Here is a 16831-nt window from a genome sequence, read left to right as displayed (position 1 = left end):
GTGTTTTCGTGCATATTCGCTTCCCTGTGCAGTGAACATGTTCGTCCAGAGGTCCTTCGTTCTGGGATCTTTCTTTCAGCTATCGCATTTTTTCAGCGAGCACGCTGTCAGAGAAATCGGTTGCACTTTGGGAAATGGCTGTTTGTAGCCGCCGGTTATCAACTGGCAGGGCACGACGTGTTTTCCTTCGCAGCCTGGTGTCTGTGCGTACGAACAACCCTGGCACTGATCCACTAGTCTTTCAGACTTCAAATTGAAAACCGGGACCTTCGCGGCGCAGTGCCGCCTGCGAGGTGGCGGGGTGATGCTGGTTTTGAGGAATTAATCATTGGCAGTCAGTAATCTGGATATGCACGCCCTCTTCGTGTTGGGCGACCTGCGGGCCAAGTTGGTCAAACAGTTTCAATCGCGCTTCGTCTACGTGACCGAACAAAGTGCCGAAGGTATCTACCTTGCCGAGATCGATACCGAAGAGGCCCTGGTGGTCGATGACAAACAGCGGCTTGAACTGAAAGTGGGCGATCACTTTCGGGCGGCGGTATTGCCCAGCCGCGAAGGTGGCAAGTTGGAGATCCGCTTTCGCGACATCAAGCTGACCGTCTATGAACTGGGCGATTATGCGTTCGTGACCGTGCCCGAAGGGCATGGCATCGTGTTCCGCGAGGGGCAGACCGTGGTGATGGTGTTTGCTGCCCACGAGCAGATCAAGGAAGGCCTGACCAAGACCCTGAAGGCTGCCACGGCCAAGGCCGCCAAATGGCGCAAGGGCGAACTGACCTTCAAGGCCAGCGAGTGAGCAGTACCGCTGCGGCGTCGGGGCGTGCGCGCTTCCACGCCGAGCATCAGGCCCGCGCCCAGGCCCAGGCCCTGGAGTGGCTGGCACAACGCGCGGTGCTGCAGGGCGCCTGGTTGAACTGGGTGGCAGGGCAGCTGTATCAGCTGAGCCCGCCGGAATATGCGGCAATGGTGCGCCGCGAGCTGCAGGTGTTGGCAGCTCGATAGGGCCAGGTGTCAGTGCCCGGTATCGCGCCCGCGGCCACTGCTGACCTCTTCGGGCACGTCATCCCCGGCCATCCGCTTGCGAAACAACCCGGCCCGCGCCAGCAGCAGGGTGGTCACCGGCACGGTGATCGACAGAAGGATCGGGATCAGCCAGGCGTGCAGTACGGGCGAGTGCTTGAGGCCCGAAAAGTACAGGATCGAAGCCATGGCCACGCACCAGGTGCCGAAGGTCGACGCCAGGGCGGGCGGGTGCATGCGCTGGAAGAAGGTCTTCAGGCGCAGCAGGCCTACCGCGCCGCTCAGGGCGAACAGGCTGCTGACGACCAGCAGCACAGCCGTGACCACTTCAAGCCAGAACGGCAATTCGACGGTCGAGTTCATTCGATCACCTCGCCACGCAGCAGGAATTTGGCCAGGGCAAACGAGCCGACAAAGCCGAACAGGGCTATCAGCAGCGCACCTTCGAAGTAGGTGTCGCTGGCGTAGCGGATACCCAGCACCAGCATCATCAGCATGGCCAGAATGTACAGGTAGTCCAGCGCCAGTACCCGGTCCTGCGCCGAAGGGCCCTTGAACAGGCGCACCAGGGTCAGGGCCATGGCCAGGGCAAAGATGAACAGGCTGGCGAGAATGGCGTTGGCGAGCAGGCCAGTCATTCGAAAATCTCCATCAGCGGACGTTCGTAGGTGTGCTTGAAGTGGTCGATGAACTGCGTTTCATCGTCCAGATCGAAGACATGCAGCAGCAGGATGCTGCGGTCCAGCGCCAGCTCCGACCAGATGGTGCCGGGAATGACCGTGGTGATCATCGACAGCGCCGCCAGGCCATGGGCATCGCGCAGGTCCAGCGGAATACGGATGAAGCGCGAGCGTGGCGGCCGGCCACCGGCCTGCCATACGCTACGGGCAACCTGCAGGTTGGACATCACCACATCGCCCCCCACTCGCAGAATCAGCCGCACGATGGTGCCCGGCTTGCGTATGCGCACCGGTAGCGGACGCAGCGGCGCCATCAGGATGGGTGCCAGGATTGCCAGCAGTGCGCCAAGCAGCAGGTTGCCGGCGCTCAGCGAGAGGTTGAGCAGCAACCACAACCCCCAGAGCGAAAGCGACAGCAGTGGCGCGGGAAACAGGCGCTTCATGGCTGCACCTGCCCGGCAATCGCCTCGCTGGTGGGGCCGGGCACCGGTCGCGTGCCGAGTACCGCATTGACGTAGCTGGCAGGGTCCTTGAGCCCGGCTGCCGTGTCCTGGGTGTAGCGCAGCAGTGGTTCGGCGCGCACGCTCAGCAGTACGCACAGCCCCAGCAGCAGCACGATGGGAATGCACTCATTGCGCCGTAGCAACGGCGAGGGGCGCTCCTGCGGGGTCCAGAAGCGCTGGATGCCGACACGGGTCAAGGCGATCAGCGATGCCAGGCCCGAGAGCACCAGCAAGGCCACCAGGCCCCAGCCGGCTGCAGACAGCGGCTGGTCGACCGGCACGCCCAGGCCGTTGGGGTTGAACAGGGCACTGATCAGGCTCAGCTTGCCGATGAAGCCGGACAGCGGCGGCATGCCGATGATCAGCAGCGCGCAGGCGATGAAGCTCAGGCCCAGGAATGCCATGGTCCAGGGAATCACCTGGCCGATCACCGCCTTCTGTTCATCGTCCAGGTTGATGCCCTTGGGCGGCTGCAGCGATTCCAGGGGCGAGGGCAGCGCATCGGTGTCGTCTTCCAGCGGGATCTCGTTGGCCGAGCGCGAGCGCTCGATCAGCTCGGCCAGCAGGAACAGCGCGCACAAGGCCAGGGTGGAGCTCACCAGGTAGAACAGGGCGGCGGCGGTCAGCGCCGCCTGGCCGAAGCCGATGGCGGCCAGCAAGGTGCCGGCCGAGACCAGGATGCTCAGGCTGGCCATGCGCTCCAGGCGTTGCGCCGCCAGGATCGACAGCGCCGCGCAGCCCAGGGTGGCCAGGCCACCGATGACCAGCCACTCGCCGCCGAAGAACGCCGAAGCGCCGGCCTGACCGGAGAACAGCAAGGTCCACAGGCGCAGCACGGTATAGGTGCCCACCTTGGTCATGATCGCGAACAGTGCGGCAACCGGGGCGCTGGCCGACGAGTAGGCCGGGACCAGCCAGAAGTTGAGCGGCCAGATACCCGCCTTGGCCAGAAAGGCCGTGGCCAGAATCGCCGCGCCGGCATGCAGCAGGCCGCGGTCGGCCTCGGGCACCAGCGGAATCTTCAGGGCCAGGTCAGCCATGTTCAGGGTACCGGTGACCCCGTAGAGCATCGCAGCCCCCACCAGGAACAGCGAGGAAGCGAGCAGGTTGATGGCAATGTAGTGCAGGCCGGCCTTGACCCGCGCACGACCCGAGCCATGCAGGATCAGGCCGTAGGAGGCGGCCAGCAGCACTTCGAAGAACACGAACAGGTTGAACAGGTCGGCCGTCAGGAAGGCGCCGTACAGGCCCATCAGCTGGATCTGGAACAGGGCGTGGAAGCTGGCGCCTGCGCGGTCCCAGCGCGCGGTGGCGAACACCAGCGCGCTGACCCCGACGATGCCGGTGAGTACCAGCATCAGTGCCGAAAGGCGGTCGAGTACCAGCACGATGCCGAAAGGTGCCTGCCAGTTGCCCGGCAGGTACACGCCGATCGAGCTGGCCTGGCCCTGCTCCTGCACCCACAGCAGCAGGCAGATCGAAATACCCAGCCCGGCCAGGCTGGAGATCAGGTTGATGCGGGCCTTGAGCGGCCGGCGCTTTTCGCCCAGCAGCAGCATCAGTGCGGCGGTCAGCAGCGGCAGCAGAATGGGCGCGACGATCAGTTGGTTCATCACACTCATTCTTTAGGCTCCCGGCCATCCACGTGGTCGGTGCCGGTCAGCCCGCGCGAAGCGAGCAGCACCACCAGGAACAAGGCGGTCATGGCGAAGCTGATGACGATGGCCGTCAGTACCAGTGCCTGGGGCAACGGGTCGGTGTAATGGAGCAGGTCCTGGGGTACGCCGTCCTTGATGATCGGCTCCTTGCCGATGAACAGACTGCCCATGCTGAAGATGAACAGGTTGACGCCGTACGACAGCAGACACAGGCCCATCACCACCTGGAAGGTCCGTGGGCGCAGGATCAGCCACACGCCTGACGCGGCGAGCACACCGATGGCAATTGCAATCACTTCTTCCATCAGGCGGCTCCCGGGTTGACGGTGGGTTTGGGCTGGCTGCTCGGCCGGTGGCTGCGCACCGACTGGTGGGCCAGTGCGGTGAGGATCAGCAGCGTGGACCCGACCACCACGGTAAAGATGCCCGTGTCGAAGAACAGGGCGCTGGCGACATGGATGTCGCCCAGTATCGGCAGGTCAAGGTGCGCGGTATGCGTGGTCAGGAACGGGTAGCCAAGCAGCATCGCCCCGGCCCCGGTGAGGGTTGCCAGCAATAGGCCGGTGCCCATCCAGCGCAGCGGACGCAGGCTCATCTGGGCTTCCACCCACTGGGTGCCGGCGACCATGTACTGCAGGATGAACGCCACCGACATCACCAGGCCGGCGACGAAGCCGCCACCGGGCTGGTTGTGGCCGCGCATGAACAGGTACATCGAGATCACCAGCGCGATAGGCAGCAGCAATCGCACCAGGGCGGCGGGCACCATCATGAAGCCCAGCGCGGTATCGGCGGCCTGACGCGGGTTGACCAGGTCGGTGACCACGTCCGGCGCCAGCAGGCGCTGCTGGGCAGGCAGCTGGATGCTCTCCTTGGGCGGGCGGAAGCGGCGCAGCAGGGCAAACACGCTCAGTGCCACGGCCACCAGTACGGTGATTTCACCCAGGGTATCGAAGCCGCGGAAGTCAACCAGCATCACGTTGACCACGTTGGTGCCGCCACCCTCGGGCAGCGCGCGGCTCAGGTAGAAGGAAGAAATCACGTTGGGTGTCGGGCGGGTCAGCATTGCGTACGACAGCAAGGCCATGCCACCGCCGACCAGCACCGCCAGCAGCAGGTCGCGCAGGCGGCGTGCCACAGCGCGTTCCTTGCTGCCGGGCAGGGGCGAGATGTCTTCGATACGCCGTGGCAGCCAGCGCAGGCCCAGCAGGATCAGCACCGTGGTGACCACTTCGACCACCAGTTGGGTGAGTGCCAGGTCCGGCGCCGAGAACCAGACGAAGGTGATGCAGGTCATCAGGCCGCAGACGCTGACCATGGTCAGGGCCGCCAGCCGGTGGTACTTGGCCTGCCACGCAGCGCCGATGGCACAGATGATCGCGATCAGCCAGAGCATCACGAATACACCTGAGCCCGGGATTTTTGGCCGGTCGCCCCAGCTCAACCCGGTTTGCAGCATGGGCAGCACGCCGGCGAGCAGGGCGATGAGCACCAGCATGAACAGCTGCTTCTGCAGGCGGCGGGTGGTGAACAGGCGCTCGAAGCGGCGCGCCACACGCATCAGCAGCACCTGGCCGTGTTCGAAGAGGCGCTTGCCATTGAACAGCTCGATCAGCGGCGGGTAGAGGAAGCGCCCGCGCTTGAGCTGATTGCGCAGCACCAGGTAGAGCACCACGCCGCCGCACATGGCGATCAGGCTCATGATCAGTGGTGCATTCCAGCCGTGCCAGATGGCCAGGCTGTACTCGGGCAGCGTGCCACCCACCACCGGCAGTGCGGCAGCGGCCAGCAGCGGGCCCACCGACTGCGCAGGGAAGATACCCACCACCAGGCAGGTCAGCACCAGCAACTCGACCGGCGCGCGCATCCAGCGGGGCGGCTCGTGGGGGGTATGGGGCAGGTCGGTGGCCGGCGGGCCGAAAAACACGTCGACGGTGAAGCGCAGCGCATAGGCGACGCTGAAGGTGCCCGCCAGGGTCGCGATGATCGGCAAGGTGGTTTCGACCCAGGCCGTGGAACTGATGAACACGGTTTCGGCGAAGAACATTTCCTTGGACAGAAAGCCGTTCATCAAGGGTACGCCGGCCATCGAGGCACTGGCGACCATGGCCAGGGTGGCGGTGAACGGGATCAGCCGGAACAGCCCGCTGAGCTTGCGGATATCGCGGGTGCCGCTTTCATGGTCGATGATGCCGGCGGCCATGAACAGCGAGGCCTTGAAGGTGGCATGGTTGAGAATGTGGAACACCGCCGCTACCGCTGCCAACGGGCTGTTCAGGCCCAGCAGCAGGGTGATCAGGCCCAGGTGGCTGATGGTCGAGTAGGCCAGCAGGCCCTTGAGGTCGTTCTGGAACATGGCCGCATAGGCGCCCAGCAGCAGGGTGCAGGCCCCTGCGCCGCTGACGATCCAGAACCATTCTTCGCTGCCGGCCAGCGACGGCCATAGCCGGGCCAGCAGGAACACCCCGGCCTTGACCATGGTGGCCGAGTGCAGATAGGCCGAGACCGGCGTGGGCGCGGCCATGGCGTGGGGAAGCCAGAAGTGGAAGGGGAATTGAGCGCTCTTGGTCAGGGCGCCGAGCAGGATAAGGGGAAGCAGAATGGGGTAGAGGGCATGACTGCGAATCAGGTCACCGGCGGCCAGGACCTTGTCCAGGTCATAGCTGCCCACCACATGGCCGAGCAGCAGTACCCCCGCCAGCAGGCACAAGCCACCGGCCCCGGTGACCATCAGCGCCATATAGGCGCCGCGCCGTGCATCGGCACGGTGGTGCCAGTAACCGATCAGCAGGAACGAGAACAGGCTGGTCAGTTCCCAGAAGAACACCATCTGGATCAGGTTGCCAGAGATCACCAGGCCCAGCATGGCACCCATGAACGCCAGGAAAAACGCGAAGAAACGCGGAACCGGGTCCTGGGGTGACATGTAGTAGCGCGCATACAGCGACACCAGGGTGCCGATGCCCAGCACCAGCAGCGAGAACAGCCAGGCGAACCCGTCCATGCGCAGCACGAGATTGAAGCCCAGGCTCGGCAGCCACAGAAATTCTTCACGGATGACGCCGCCATCGGCAATTTGCGGGTACAGGAGTGCGACCTGCACGGTACCGACCAGCGCGACAAGGCCGGCCAGAAGTGATTCGCTGTTACGCGCGTTGTGCGGCAGTACAGCCGCCAGACAGCTGCCAACAAACGGCAGAAGCAGTAGAACTATCAAGGACATAGATTTCTAATCTGCAGAGGTTTGTAAGGGATCATACGTGGCGCCCCGTCGATCACCAACACGCAAGCTGTCGCAGAATCCTACTTTTGCGCCTCATCAACGCGTTTTTTTATAACAGTTTTTTACAAGAATTGTGCCGCTATTGCAGATTACCGGTCCGTTTGTTGCACCTGTTGATCGTCATCACTGGCGCCGAGGGGCTCGCCACGGCGTTTGATCTTCAGTTCGCTGACCACCACCGCGATCACGATCAGTAGCCCGCCGAGCAGTGCGATGCCCGGCAGACGCTCGCCCGCCAGGCGGCCGACGATACCGGCCCATACCGGCTCTGCAGCGTAGATCAGCGTAGCCCGGGTGGGCGAGACTGATTGCTGGGCCCAGTTCATTGCCACCTGGATCACCGCACTCATGGCGCCCAGGCCGACGGCACTGCCCAGCAGCAGCCAGGAAAAGTCCGGCAGGGCTTCCCGGGTGGGCACCACCATCATGAACGACAGCGCCGACGCGGTAGCCAGTTGCACCACGGTCACGCGGCGCACGTCCACCTTGCCGGCATAGTTGCTGATCAGAATGATCTCGGCTGCGATCGCCACGGCGCCGATCAGCGTGGCGATTTCGCCGGGGCTGAACTGCAGCGAGCTGCCACTGGGGCCGGCCACCAGCATCAGTCCGGCGAACGCCAGGCCGATGCCCAGGCTCGGCATCAGCCCCGGGCGCCGGCCCAGCACCAGCCACTGCAGCAGCGGTACAAAAGGTACGTACAAGGCGGTGATGAATGCCGACTGGCTACTGGTGATGGTTTGCAGGCCCACGGTCTGCAGGCCGTAGCCCAGCATGATCGAGGCGCCGATCAGCACGCCGGCCTTGACTTCGAACCAGGTCAGGCCGGACAGCGCACGCGCACTGAACGCTCCGACAAACAGCGCCGCCGCTGCAAAGCGCAGGCCGACGAAGAACATCGGGCCGCTGACGGTCATCACGTTATGCACCAGCAGAAAAGTGGCGCCCCAGAGCATGGTGATGAACACCAGCACCAGTTCGGCCTTGCTCAGGCGCAATGAAAGGAAGAGGGATCGGGCAGTGGTCGGCGAGGTCATGGGCTTGCACACGTGGGGCGAGCGACGCACAATGCGTCGGAAGGTGGGCAGTATACTGCGCAAGCCATGTGAGTGAGCAATATAGTGCACAAAGATTCCAGTCAGCGGGCCTCCGTGCTTCAGCACGTGAGCCAGAATATCCGGCGCCTGCGCCATGCGGCAGAGCTGAGCCAGAGCGCCCTTGCAGAAAAATCCGGTGTCAGCCGACGCATGCTGGTGGCAATAGAAGCGGGTGAAAAGAATGTCAGCCTGACCACCCTCGACCTGATCGCCGAGGCCTTGTCGGTGGCGTTCAGCGACCTGATCCAGGCACCTGACAGCCGTGACCCTGATCGCATCAACGAACTGGCCTGGGCCGGTGTGCACCCCGGCAGCAAGGCCGTGTTGCTGGCCAGTTCCAGGGCCAGCCGCGAGGTGGAGTTGTGGGAGTGGCGCCTGGAGCCGGGCGAGGTGTACCCGGCCGAGGCCGATTTCGACGGCTGGAGCGAACAGATCTACGTGTTCGAGGGGCGCCTTACCCTGGTGATAGAAACGCAGGAACATGTGCTGGCGGCTGGCGATTTCTACAGCTTCGCCAGCAACCGCATGCATGCCTACCGCAACGATGGCGACGTGGCGACGCGCTTCGTGCGCAACGTGGTGATCTGAAGGCCTGTCAGCGCCGATTGGCGTCAAGCCACTCCTGGGTGGAGACCACCTGCGCGTAGGCGAAGGCCAGCGATGCCATGTACGCCGCGTGGGCCTGGGCCGCCGGTACGACCACGCCGTTGAATTCCAGGTCGCGGGTGGCGCAGGCATCGTGCACCACCGTGGTGCCATAGCCCATGTCCGAGGCGGCCCGGGCGGCGGCATCGATGCACATGTGGCTCATGCTGCCGACCAGGGTCAGGCCGGTAATCTTGTGCTGGTCGAGCAGGGCCTTGAGGTCGGTGCCCAGAAAGCTGTTGACGTTGTGCTTGAGCACCACCGGCTCGCCCTCGCGAGCGGCTGCTTTCGGATGAATCTGCGCGCCTTCGGAGCCCGGAGTGAAGAAAGGTGCATCGGCGGACTCGAACTCATGACGTACATGGACCACCAGGTCGCCGTTTTCGCGGGCAGCCTGGATGATCCGTGCGGCGTTGTCGGCGGCCGCATCGGCGCCGTGCAGCGTCCATTTGCCGCCGGGGAAGTAGTCGTTCTGGATGTCGACGATGATCAGTGCCTGTTTGCTCATGGTGCAGTCCTTCAGGAGAATGGTTGTGACGTGCTGATAGTTATAGGCTTGTGCGACAGGCTTGCGCATTGGCGCGACCGACAAATTGGCGGGAAAAACTGACAATGGATGCAATCGGCGATCAGGTCGAGATCGGTATTCTGGTTTACCCAGGTGCCCAGATGGCGGCAGTGCATGGCCTGACCGACCTGTTCGCGGTGGCCAACCGCATGGCCGCGGACCTCGGGGCGCGACGCAGCCCGCTGCTGCGGGTGTGCCACTGGGCCGAGGTGCCGGGACAGCCGCTGGCGGTGAGCTTCGACAGTCACCCGCAGGCGCATCACCGCCCGCGAGTGATGATCATCCCGCCCAGCCTGACCGAGGAGCCGGGCCCCGAACTGATCGAACGTTTCTGCAACGACCTGCGCCAGTGGCACCGCGAAGGCGCGCTGCTGGTGTCGGTGTGTGTCGGGGTGTTCTTCATTGCCGCCAGCGGCCTGCTCGACGGTCGCTCCGCCACTACTCACTGGAATTTTGCCCAATCGCTGGCCGAGCGCTTTCCCCTGGTCAAGGTCGAGGCCAACCTGCCGTTGCTGGAAGATGGCGACATCATTACCTCGGCCGGATTGATGGCCTGGACCGAGTTGGGGCTCAAGCTGGTCGAGCGCTTCCAGGGGCAGACCCTGGCGGCTGAGACGGCGCGATTTCTCGCGGTGGCGCCAGTGCATGCCATGCCTGGGCCGGGCAGCGTGTTCAGCCCGCGCCTGGACCATGGCGACGAAGCGGTGCTCAAGGTGCAGCACTGGCTGCAGAGCACGGGGGCGCGGGAGGTCAACCTGGCCTTGATGGCCGACTGCGCAGGGCTCGAGCAGCGCACCTTCCTGCGGCGTTTTCGCAGCGCCACCGGCCTCAAACCCACCGAGTACTGTCAGCAGGTGAGGGTAGGGCGCGCTTGCCGGATGCTCGAGTTCACCAACCGCAGCATCGACCAGATCGCCTGGGGTGTTGGCTACCAGGACCCTGGTGCGTTTCGCAAGGTCTTCCACAAGGTCACAGGGCTTGCGCCAGGCGAGTACCGCAAGCACGTGGTCGGGCCTGCGGGCTGATCCTCCTTTGGTACCGCACCGCTGCCCTTGCGGTGGATTGCTGCTTATTATCCGGTCTCCCGGGAAAGGAGATACCGATGCACGAACAACAACCGGCACCTGCCTGCGACGACATGGCGGATGTACTGATCATCGGGGGTGGCCTGAGCGGCGCCTTGTTGGCGGCGCAATTGCTGCGTCGCCCCGGACGCCGGCGCCTGCTGGTGGTCGAGCCGCGTGGGGAGCTGGGGCGTGGCGAAGCCTACAGCGCTACCGAAAACGGTCATACCCTCAATGGCAATGCGGCGCGCATGAGCGTCGATCCGGACAATCCCGATGACCTGACCCACTGGCTGCAACAGCAGATCGATGCCGGGCAGTGGCCCGAATCCGCCGAGCAGGGCGTGCCGGTGGCCGAATTGTTCCCGCCGCGAGGTCTGTTCGGTCGCTATGCCCGCCAGCGTCTGGCAGAGGCCGAGCGTGTCGGCGCCAAGGCCGGCTCCACGCTGGAGCATGTGTGTACCGAGGTGGTTGACCTGCAGGTGCACGATGACAGGGTTCAGGCGCAATTGCAGGATGGGCGCCGGGTGCAGGCGCGCCAGGCGGTGCTGGCTACCGGCATGTTTGCCGCGGCGCGCACGGCGCAGGTGGGTGAGAACAGCCTCAACGCCGCAGCCATCGACCCCTGGGACGTGGCCGCCATGCGCACGATCGACCCGCAAGGCACAGTGTTGATCATCGGTTCCGGGCTGACCATGGTCGACACCCTGGTGTCGTTGCAACTGGCCGGGCATCGTGGGCCTGTCGAGGTGTTCTCGCGCCACGGGTTGTGGCCCCACGAGCGCCGTCAGCCACCGCCCTGGGAGGATTTTCTCGAGGCGGACCCTTCGCTGCGCAGCCCGCGCCAGTTGCTGCGTGCGCTGCGCCGGCAATGCAGGCTGGCGTTGGCCCAGGGCATCGACTGGCAGGCACCGCTGGACACGGTGCGGGTGCATATCCCCAGGCTGTGGAGCCAGGCCAGTGACCGCGAACGCCGCCAGTTCGTGCGCCATGTGCGGCCCTGGTGGGAAAGCCATCATCACCGTTCGCCGCCCCAGGGTGCAGCGCTGCTGGAGCGGTTGCGCCAGGAGGGGCGCCTGCATATTCATGCGGCCTCCCTGCAGAGGGTCGAACCGGCTACCGGAGCCGGGGTGGGGGTGCGCCTGCGGTTTCGCGGCGAGGCCCAGGCGACGCGGGTCGAGGGTGCCGCGCTGGTCAACTCCACCGGTATCGAGTATGACTGGCGGCGCGTGGCACGCCCGCTGCCGCAAGCATTGCTGCAGCGCAGGCTGATCCGGCCAGGGCCGCTGGCCCTTGGAATTGATGCCGACCCGCAGGGCGCAGTGATCGATGCCGATGGCGCGGTCAGTACGCGCCTGTTTGCGATGGGCCCGCCGCTGCGTGGCCTGTGGTGGGAAAGTACTGCCGTCACCGACGTGGCGTTGCAGGCCAAGGGATTGGCTGCTCGTCTGACGCGGGAGCCTGAGTCATCACCGTAATTATATTTTTGTTATATAAATATGAAAATTGATAATTAATGGTTCTATGCGTGTTCGTGCACTATAGATGCACGACTACTCCACGCATTCAGGAAGCGCCTGGCCATGACCACACTCCCGCTGTATTTCGACTACGCCGCCACGACACCCGTCGACGAGCGAGTCATTCAGGTAATGGTGGAGTGTCTGGGGGTATCCGGGCGTTTTGGCAATCCGGCTTCCAGCTCCCATCGGTATGGTCAGCAGGCACGCCTGGCGGTCGAGCAGGCACGGGCCCAGGTCGCCGGCCTGGTAGGGGCGCGGGCCGACGAGATCATCTGGACGTCGGGTGCCACCGAATCCAACAACCTGGCCCTAAAAGGGCTGGCTCAGGGCCGCACAGGTGGGCATGTCATCACCAGCCGCATCGAGCACAAGGCCGTGCTCGATACTGCCCGACAGCTCGAGCTGGCAGGCATCGAGGTGACGTGGCTGAGCCCCGATGCCCAGGGGTTGATCACTGAACAGGCGGTATCGGCGGCGCTGCGTGACGACACCTTTCTGGTATCGCTGATGCTGGTCAACAATGAACTGGGCACCCTGAACGATGTGCAGGCCATCGGCGAGCGGGTGCGCCGCCACGGCGCATTGCTGCATGTGGATGCCGCCCAGGGGGCAGGCAAGGTGCCTATCGACCTGTCACGCTGGCCGGTGGACCTGATGTCGTTTTCGGCGCACAAGGTGTATGGGCCCAAAGGGATCGGTGCGCTCTACGTCGGCAAGCGCGCCGCGCCGCTGCTGCAGGCACAGATTCACGGTGGCGGGCACGAGAACGGATTGCGCTCGGGCACCCTGGCCACTCACCAGATTGCCGCCATGGGCGCAGCCTTCGCACTGGCCGGGCAGGTGCAGCAGCAGGAGGTTGCACGTATGCACCGGTTGCGTGAGCGGCTGCTGGAGCAGTTGGCCGATATTCCCGGCCTGGGGCTCAACGGCAGCCCTGTCCAGCGCATCCCTCATACGTTGAGCCTGACCTTTGGCGGTGACGGTATCGATCTGCAGGCGCTGGCCCGTACGCTGGCGTTTTCCTCGACGTCGGCCTGCAATTCGGCCAGCAGTGCGCCTTCGCATGTGCTGCTGGCGCTTGGGCATGACGAGCGTGCGGCACGGCAGACGTTGCGTCTGAGCCTGGGGCGCTATACCCGCGAAGAGGATATCGACGGCGCTGCCGGTGCCATCCACGCAGCGTTACACAATGTGCCTTTCTGGGCGGTTGCCCACGGTTGAGTGCTGCTTCATTATCGTCCACCAGAACATTGGTCGCGGTGGTGGCACAACATAATGAACAGTCAGCCTGGAATGCAGGAAGCAGTAACCGCGCGCCTGGCGCGCATGCGTGCAGTGATGAACCGCGAAGGGGTCGATGCACTGCTGGTGCCCTCGGCAGACCCGCACCTGTCCGAATACCTCCCAGGCTACTGGCAGGGGCGCCAATGGCTGTCCGGGTTTCATGGCTCGGTGGGTACGCTGGTGCTGACGGCCGATTTTGCCGGGCTGTGGGCCGACAGTCGTTACTGGGAGCAGGCCGAAAAGGAGCTGGCGGGTAGCGGTATCGCGTTGATGAAGCTGATGCCGGGTCAGCCGGGGGCCCTTGACTGGCTGGCAGAGCAGGCGCCCGCAGGCGGCACGGTGGCAGTAGACGGTGCGGTGATGCAGCTGGCGTCGGCGCGGCAGCTGCAGGATCGCCTCAGGGTGCGCAATGTGCGCCTGCTCAGTGACAGGGACCTGCTGGCACAGGTGTGGCTGGAGCGACCTGCGTTGCCAGGCAGCCCGGTTTACCAGCACCTGCCGCCGCACGCGAGCGTCAGCCGTGCCGACAAGCTGGCGCAACTGCGCACAACGCTCAAGGAGCGCGGCGCAGATTGGCATTTCATTGCGACGCTGGATGACATCGCTTGGCTGTTCAACCTGCGTGGCAGCGACGTTTCATACAACCCGGTATTCGTTTCCTTCGCATTGATCGGTCAGCATCAGGCCATTCTGTTCGTGGCATCGAGCAAGGTCGACAGCGCTGTGCGCGAAGCACTTGAGTCTGACGAGGTGCAGCTGCGCGAGTATGAAGCAGTGGGCAGCGCGCTGGCAGGCATCGAGGCGGGCAGTGTCCTGCTGGTAGATCCGGCACGGGTGACCAGCGGGTTGCTGGCCAACCTCGGTGCCCAGGTGCAACTGCTCGAAGGCATCAATCCAAGCGTTCTGTCCAAGTCGAGAAAGAGCGAGGCGGACCTCGTTCATATCAGGCAGGTGATGGAACAGGACGGTGCGGCGTTGTGCGAGTTCTTCGCGGACTTCGAAGCCGCACTGGGGCATTCGACCCTTACCGAGGTCAGTGTTGACACCTTGCTCGGCGCAGCCCGGGCTCGACGTCCCGGTCATGTGTCCCCAAGCTTTGCCACCATTGCCGCCTTCAACAGCAATGGGGCCATGCCGCATTACCGCGCCACCGACGCCTCGCATGCGCTCATCGAAGGTGATGGGCTGTTGTTGATCGATTCAGGTGGGCAGTACCTGGGAGGGACCACCGACATTACCCGTATGGTGCCCATCGGCACGCCAAGCCTGGAACAGAAGCTGGATTGCACGCGGGTGCTCAAGGGCATGATTGCACTATCCAGGGCGCGTTTTCCGCGGGGCATTGCCTCGCCTTTGCTCGATGCGATTGCCCGAGCACCGTTATGGGCCGAGCATGTGGATTACGGGCATGGCACCGGCCACGGCGTCGGCTACTTCATGAACGTGCACGAAGGGCCCCAGGTGATCGCCTATCAGGCCTCGCCTGCACCGCACACAGCCATGCAGGCCGGCATGATCACTTCCATCGAGCCGGGCACCTATCGGCCTGGGCAGTGGGGCGTGCGCATCGAGAACCTGGTGTTCACCCGGGATTCGGGCAAGAGTGGTTTTGGTGACTTTCTTGAATTCGAAACGCTGACCTTGTGCCCTATCGACACACGATGCCTGTTGCCTGAGCAACTGGGCAGCGAAGAACGCGAATGGCTCAATGATTACCACCGCACGGTGCGTGAACGGCTTTCGCCATTGCTGGCAGGTGCTGCTCTGCACTGGCTGGAACAAAGAACCGAAGCTGTCTGATCGGACACATGAAAAAGGGCAACCTGCGGGTTGCCCTTTTTCGTTACTTGCAGATGACGATCATGCTTCGGCTGGTGTAGCCGGCGGGGTTGAGCCCGAAGGGGTAGTCCCCTGGCTCGTCTTCGCCATCGCCAGACTTGGCGACGACTTTGTAGCCTTTGGTGCCGCAGGAACTGGCGGCCTTGGCGTAGCACTTGTTCCATGAAGACGACAGGCCCGAGCAGTTGATGTGCATGCCCTTCTTGCCGTGTTTGACCTCAGTTTTGGCGTTCGCCGCACAGCCAGCAATGGCCAGAATGGCTAGGATGAGCAAAATTCGTTTCATTCCTGTCCTTACAAAGAGTGTCGGGTCTGCAAGCCCGAGACGGTTACCTGCGCCTCTTCCTGATGCCTCTCGCGTCCTTGTCTTAAGTTAAAACTTCAAGCAGTGCATTGAATTACAGCTTAAACAGGGTGCCATGGCGACACAATGACAAAAACAGGTTCAAATGGAAATATTTCTCAAATCAGTCGGCTGGGACCAGTGGTGGGCTTTCCCTGCGCATGGACAGTGTGGCACCCACCGAGGCAGTAATGATCGCGGCGATGGCCAGCCATTGCGCCATGCTCAACACTTCGTTGAGAAACAGTAGTCCCGACAATGCGCCGAATGCCGGTTCGATGCTCATCAGTGTGCCGAAGGTTCGGGCGGGCAGGCGTGTCAGGGCCACCATTTCCAGGCTGTACGGCAATGCTGTCGACAGAATGGCCACGCCAATCGCCACGGGTAGCAGGGCAGGGTTGAGCAGGGCGCTGCCGGCATGAACGATGCCGATCGGCGCAACGAACAGTGCGGCAACCATGACGCCAAGTGCGGCGGTCTGAATGCCGTGCTCGGCCCCGGCTTTCTGCCCATATAGAATGTAGAGCGCCCAGCACACGCCGGCGCCCAGTGCGTAGCCGGCGCCTACCAGGTCGATGGCCGCCCCGGTCTGCCCGATGGGTATCAGCAGCAACAGGCCGATCACTGCCAGCCCGATCCATACGAAATCCATGGCCCTGCGCGATGCGTACAACGCCACGGCCAGCGGGCCGGTGAACTCCAGGGCAACGGCGATACCCAGCGGGACACTGCGCAAGGACATATAAAAGAGAAAGTTCATGCCGCCCAATGCCAGGCCATAGATGATGACCGACTTGAGGGTGCTGGAAGTGAAGCGCGCGCGCCAGGGGCGCAGCAGCACCAGCATGATGAGGCTGGCGAAAATCAGGCGCAGCGTTGTGGTGCCTTGCGCACCTACCAGCGGGAACATGCTTTTTGCCAGCGAGGCGCCGGACTGGATGGATGCCATTGCAATTAGCAGCAGGCCAATGGGGAAGAGGCTGGAGGCCAGGCTGCGGGGGTGGGTGTTCATTGTTGGAGTTGCTTCCTTATATAGAGAGAGGCGTGTGCCCTGGCGTCTATGATGCGCAAGGAGGCGAAGATGAGCAATATAGTGCGCAACTTTCTTTGTTCATCGCATATCGCCAATTAACCCTTGACGCGCGATTTAATCTCTCTATAATTCGCCCCACTTCCGGCGCAGTCTGAGCGAAAAACTCCTTGAATATCAACGAGTTGGACGTTTCAGGTTAGGCTGGAGGTGCTTCGATCGAAAGATCGGCAGCGGTGAAAAAGGTGGTTGACAGCAGGTTGTAACGCTGTAGAATTCGCCTCCCGCTACGAG

General features: G+C 63.5%; 17 protein-coding genes. 7 read left to right on the top strand and 10 right to left on the bottom strand.

Annotation, left to right across the window (positions count from 1 at the left end):
* Positions 1-328: 328 nt before the first annotated feature.
* Positions 329-796, top strand: coding sequence for a hypothetical protein (locus NJH59_RS22595; RefSeq protein WP_043860106.1), 468 nt, complete (start codon positions 329-331; stop codon positions 794-796).
* Entirely contained in the window at positions 793-1002 is a 210-nt protein-coding gene (locus NJH59_RS22590) for a hypothetical protein (protein ID WP_235384112.1), read from the top strand. Before NJH59_RS22595 ends, NJH59_RS22590 begins: the two co-directional genes overlap by 4 nt.
* A gap of 9 nt (positions 1003-1011) precedes the next feature.
* Here NJH59_RS22590 and NJH59_RS22585 read toward each other — a convergent pair whose 3' ends face one another.
* The 7 genes from NJH59_RS22585 to NJH59_RS22555 all read right to left on the bottom strand — a co-directional run bounded on the left by NJH59_RS22585 (position 1012) and on the right by NJH59_RS22555 (position 8181).
* Entirely contained in the window at positions 1012-1383 is a 372-nt protein-coding gene (locus NJH59_RS22585; protein ID WP_043860104.1) for a Na+/H+ antiporter subunit G, read from the bottom strand.
* Positions 1380-1658: a K+/H+ antiporter subunit F gene (locus NJH59_RS22580; RefSeq protein WP_043860103.1), complete on the bottom strand. Its 279-nt coding sequence runs from the start codon at positions 1656-1658 to the stop codon at positions 1380-1382. Before NJH59_RS22580 ends, NJH59_RS22585 begins: the two co-directional genes overlap by 4 nt.
* On the bottom strand, positions 1655-2143 hold the full coding sequence (locus NJH59_RS22575; protein ID WP_043860102.1) for a Na+/H+ antiporter subunit E: 489 nt from the start codon (positions 2141-2143) through the stop codon (positions 1655-1657). The genes NJH59_RS22580 and NJH59_RS22575 overlap by 4 nt, the downstream gene beginning before the upstream one ends.
* Positions 2140-3825, bottom strand: a complete 1686-nt coding sequence (locus NJH59_RS22570) for a monovalent cation/H+ antiporter subunit D (RefSeq protein WP_043860101.1) — start codon at positions 3823-3825, stop codon at positions 2140-2142. The genes NJH59_RS22575 and NJH59_RS22570 overlap by 4 nt, the downstream gene beginning before the upstream one ends.
* Positions 3822-4166, bottom strand: coding sequence for a Na+/H+ antiporter subunit C (locus NJH59_RS22565; protein WP_007986256.1), 345 nt, complete (start codon positions 4164-4166; stop codon positions 3822-3824). The genes NJH59_RS22570 and NJH59_RS22565 overlap by 4 nt, the downstream gene beginning before the upstream one ends.
* Positions 4166-7084, bottom strand: coding sequence for a monovalent cation/H+ antiporter subunit A (locus tag NJH59_RS22560; protein ID WP_054915726.1), 2919 nt, complete (start codon positions 7082-7084; stop codon positions 4166-4168). The genes NJH59_RS22565 and NJH59_RS22560 overlap by 1 nt, the downstream gene beginning before the upstream one ends.
* A 149-nt stretch (positions 7085-7233) precedes the next feature.
* Positions 7234-8181 (bottom strand): DMT family transporter, encoded by a 948-nt coding sequence (locus tag NJH59_RS22555; RefSeq protein WP_078480523.1) that lies wholly within the window; start codon positions 8179-8181, stop codon positions 7234-7236.
* Between the two features lie 84 nt (positions 8182-8265).
* Here NJH59_RS22555 and NJH59_RS22550 point away from each other — a divergent pair, with 84 nt between their 5' ends.
* Entirely contained in the window at positions 8266-8829 is a 564-nt protein-coding gene (locus NJH59_RS22550; protein ID WP_043859845.1) for a helix-turn-helix domain-containing protein, read from the top strand.
* 7 nt (positions 8830-8836) lie between these two features.
* On the opposite strand, the gene NJH59_RS22545 is transcribed toward NJH59_RS22550, so the two are convergent.
* Positions 8837-9394, bottom strand: coding sequence for a cysteine hydrolase family protein (locus tag NJH59_RS22545; RefSeq protein WP_054915728.1), 558 nt, complete (start codon positions 9392-9394; stop codon positions 8837-8839).
* Positions 9395-9498: 104 nt separating this feature from the next.
* On the opposite strand from NJH59_RS22545, the gene NJH59_RS22540 reads away from it, so the two are divergent.
* The 4 genes from NJH59_RS22540 (at position 9499) to NJH59_RS22525 (ending at position 15125) form a co-directional block, all read left to right on the top strand.
* Complete coding sequence (locus tag NJH59_RS22540) at positions 9499-10479, top strand: GlxA family transcriptional regulator (protein ID WP_058540605.1); 981 nt, start codon at positions 9499-9501, stop codon at positions 10477-10479.
* 77 nt (positions 10480-10556) lie between these two features.
* Positions 10557-11996 carry an FAD/NAD(P)-binding protein gene (locus NJH59_RS22535; RefSeq protein WP_253087339.1) on the top strand — a complete coding sequence of 480 codons (1440 nt, stop codon included), beginning with the start codon at positions 10557-10559 and terminating at the stop codon, positions 11994-11996.
* A 105-nt stretch (positions 11997-12101) separates the two neighbouring features.
* Positions 12102-13262 carry an aminotransferase class V-fold PLP-dependent enzyme gene (locus NJH59_RS22530; RefSeq protein ID WP_253087338.1) on the top strand — a complete coding sequence of 387 codons (1161 nt, stop codon included), beginning with the start codon at positions 12102-12104 and terminating at the stop codon, positions 13260-13262.
* 54 nt (positions 13263-13316) lie between these two features.
* Positions 13317-15125 carry an aminopeptidase P family protein gene (locus tag NJH59_RS22525; protein WP_253087337.1) on the top strand — a complete coding sequence of 603 codons (1809 nt, stop codon included), beginning with the start codon at positions 13317-13319 and terminating at the stop codon, positions 15123-15125.
* 43 nt (positions 15126-15168) lie between these two features.
* On the opposite strand, the gene NJH59_RS22520 is transcribed toward NJH59_RS22525, so the two are convergent.
* Positions 15169-15450, bottom strand: a complete 282-nt coding sequence (locus NJH59_RS22520) for a hypothetical protein (protein WP_043859840.1) — start codon at positions 15448-15450, stop codon at positions 15169-15171.
* A 181-nt stretch (positions 15451-15631) separates the two neighbouring features.
* Entirely contained in the window at positions 15632-16519 is an 888-nt protein-coding gene (gene rhtA / locus NJH59_RS22515) for a threonine/homoserine exporter RhtA (protein ID WP_043859839.1), read from the bottom strand.
* Positions 16520-16831 lie beyond the last annotated feature (312 nt).

It is taken from the genome of Pseudomonas sp. VE 267-6A (assembly GCF_024126555.1).
In the GTDB taxonomy this organism is placed as follows: Bacteria; Pseudomonadota; Gammaproteobacteria; order Pseudomonadales; family Pseudomonadaceae; genus Aquipseudomonas; species Aquipseudomonas palmensis.
This window is presented reverse-complemented; position numbering and strand designations above follow the sequence as displayed.

Excerpts from the sequence above, each read along its gene's own strand:
- NJH59_RS22585 (WP_043860104.1), bottom strand. The coding sequence starts at position 1,383 with ATGAACTCGACCGTCGAATTGCCGTTCTGGCTTGAAGTGGTCACGGCT.
- NJH59_RS22580 (WP_043860103.1), bottom strand. The coding sequence starts at position 1,658 with ATGACTGGCCTGCTCGCCAACGCCATTCTCGCCAGCCTGTTCATCTTT.
- NJH59_RS22575 (WP_043860102.1), bottom strand. The coding sequence starts at position 2,143 with ATGAAGCGCCTGTTTCCCGCGCCACTGCTGTCGCTTTCGCTCTGGGGG.
- NJH59_RS22570 (WP_043860101.1), bottom strand. The coding sequence starts at position 3,825 with ATGAGTGTGATGAACCAACTGATCGTCGCGCCCATTCTGCTGCCGCTG.
- NJH59_RS22565 (WP_007986256.1), bottom strand. The coding sequence starts at position 4,166 with ATGGAAGAAGTGATTGCAATTGCCATCGGTGTGCTCGCCGCGTCAGGC.
- NJH59_RS22560 (WP_054915726.1), bottom strand. The coding sequence starts at position 7,084 with ATGTCCTTGATAGTTCTACTGCTTCTGCCGTTTGTTGGCAGCTGTCTG.
- NJH59_RS22555 (WP_078480523.1), bottom strand. The coding sequence starts at position 8,181 with ATGACCTCGCCGACCACTGCCCGATCCCTCTTCCTTTCATTGCGCCTG.
- NJH59_RS22545 (WP_054915728.1), bottom strand. The coding sequence starts at position 9,394 with ATGAGCAAACAGGCACTGATCATCGTCGACATCCAGAACGACTACTTC.
- NJH59_RS22540 (WP_058540605.1), top strand. The coding sequence starts at position 9,499 with ATGGATGCAATCGGCGATCAGGTCGAGATCGGTATTCTGGTTTACCCA.
- NJH59_RS22535 (WP_253087339.1), top strand. The coding sequence starts at position 10,557 with ATGCACGAACAACAACCGGCACCTGCCTGCGACGACATGGCGGATGTA.
- NJH59_RS22530 (WP_253087338.1), top strand. The coding sequence starts at position 12,102 with ATGACCACACTCCCGCTGTATTTCGACTACGCCGCCACGACACCCGTC.
- NJH59_RS22525 (WP_253087337.1), top strand. The coding sequence starts at position 13,317 with ATGAACAGTCAGCCTGGAATGCAGGAAGCAGTAACCGCGCGCCTGGCG.
- NJH59_RS22520 (WP_043859840.1), bottom strand. The coding sequence starts at position 15,450 with ATGAAACGAATTTTGCTCATCCTAGCCATTCTGGCCATTGCTGGCTGT.
- rhtA (WP_043859839.1), bottom strand. The coding sequence starts at position 16,519 with ATGAACACCCACCCCCGCAGCCTGGCCTCCAGCCTCTTCCCCATTGGC.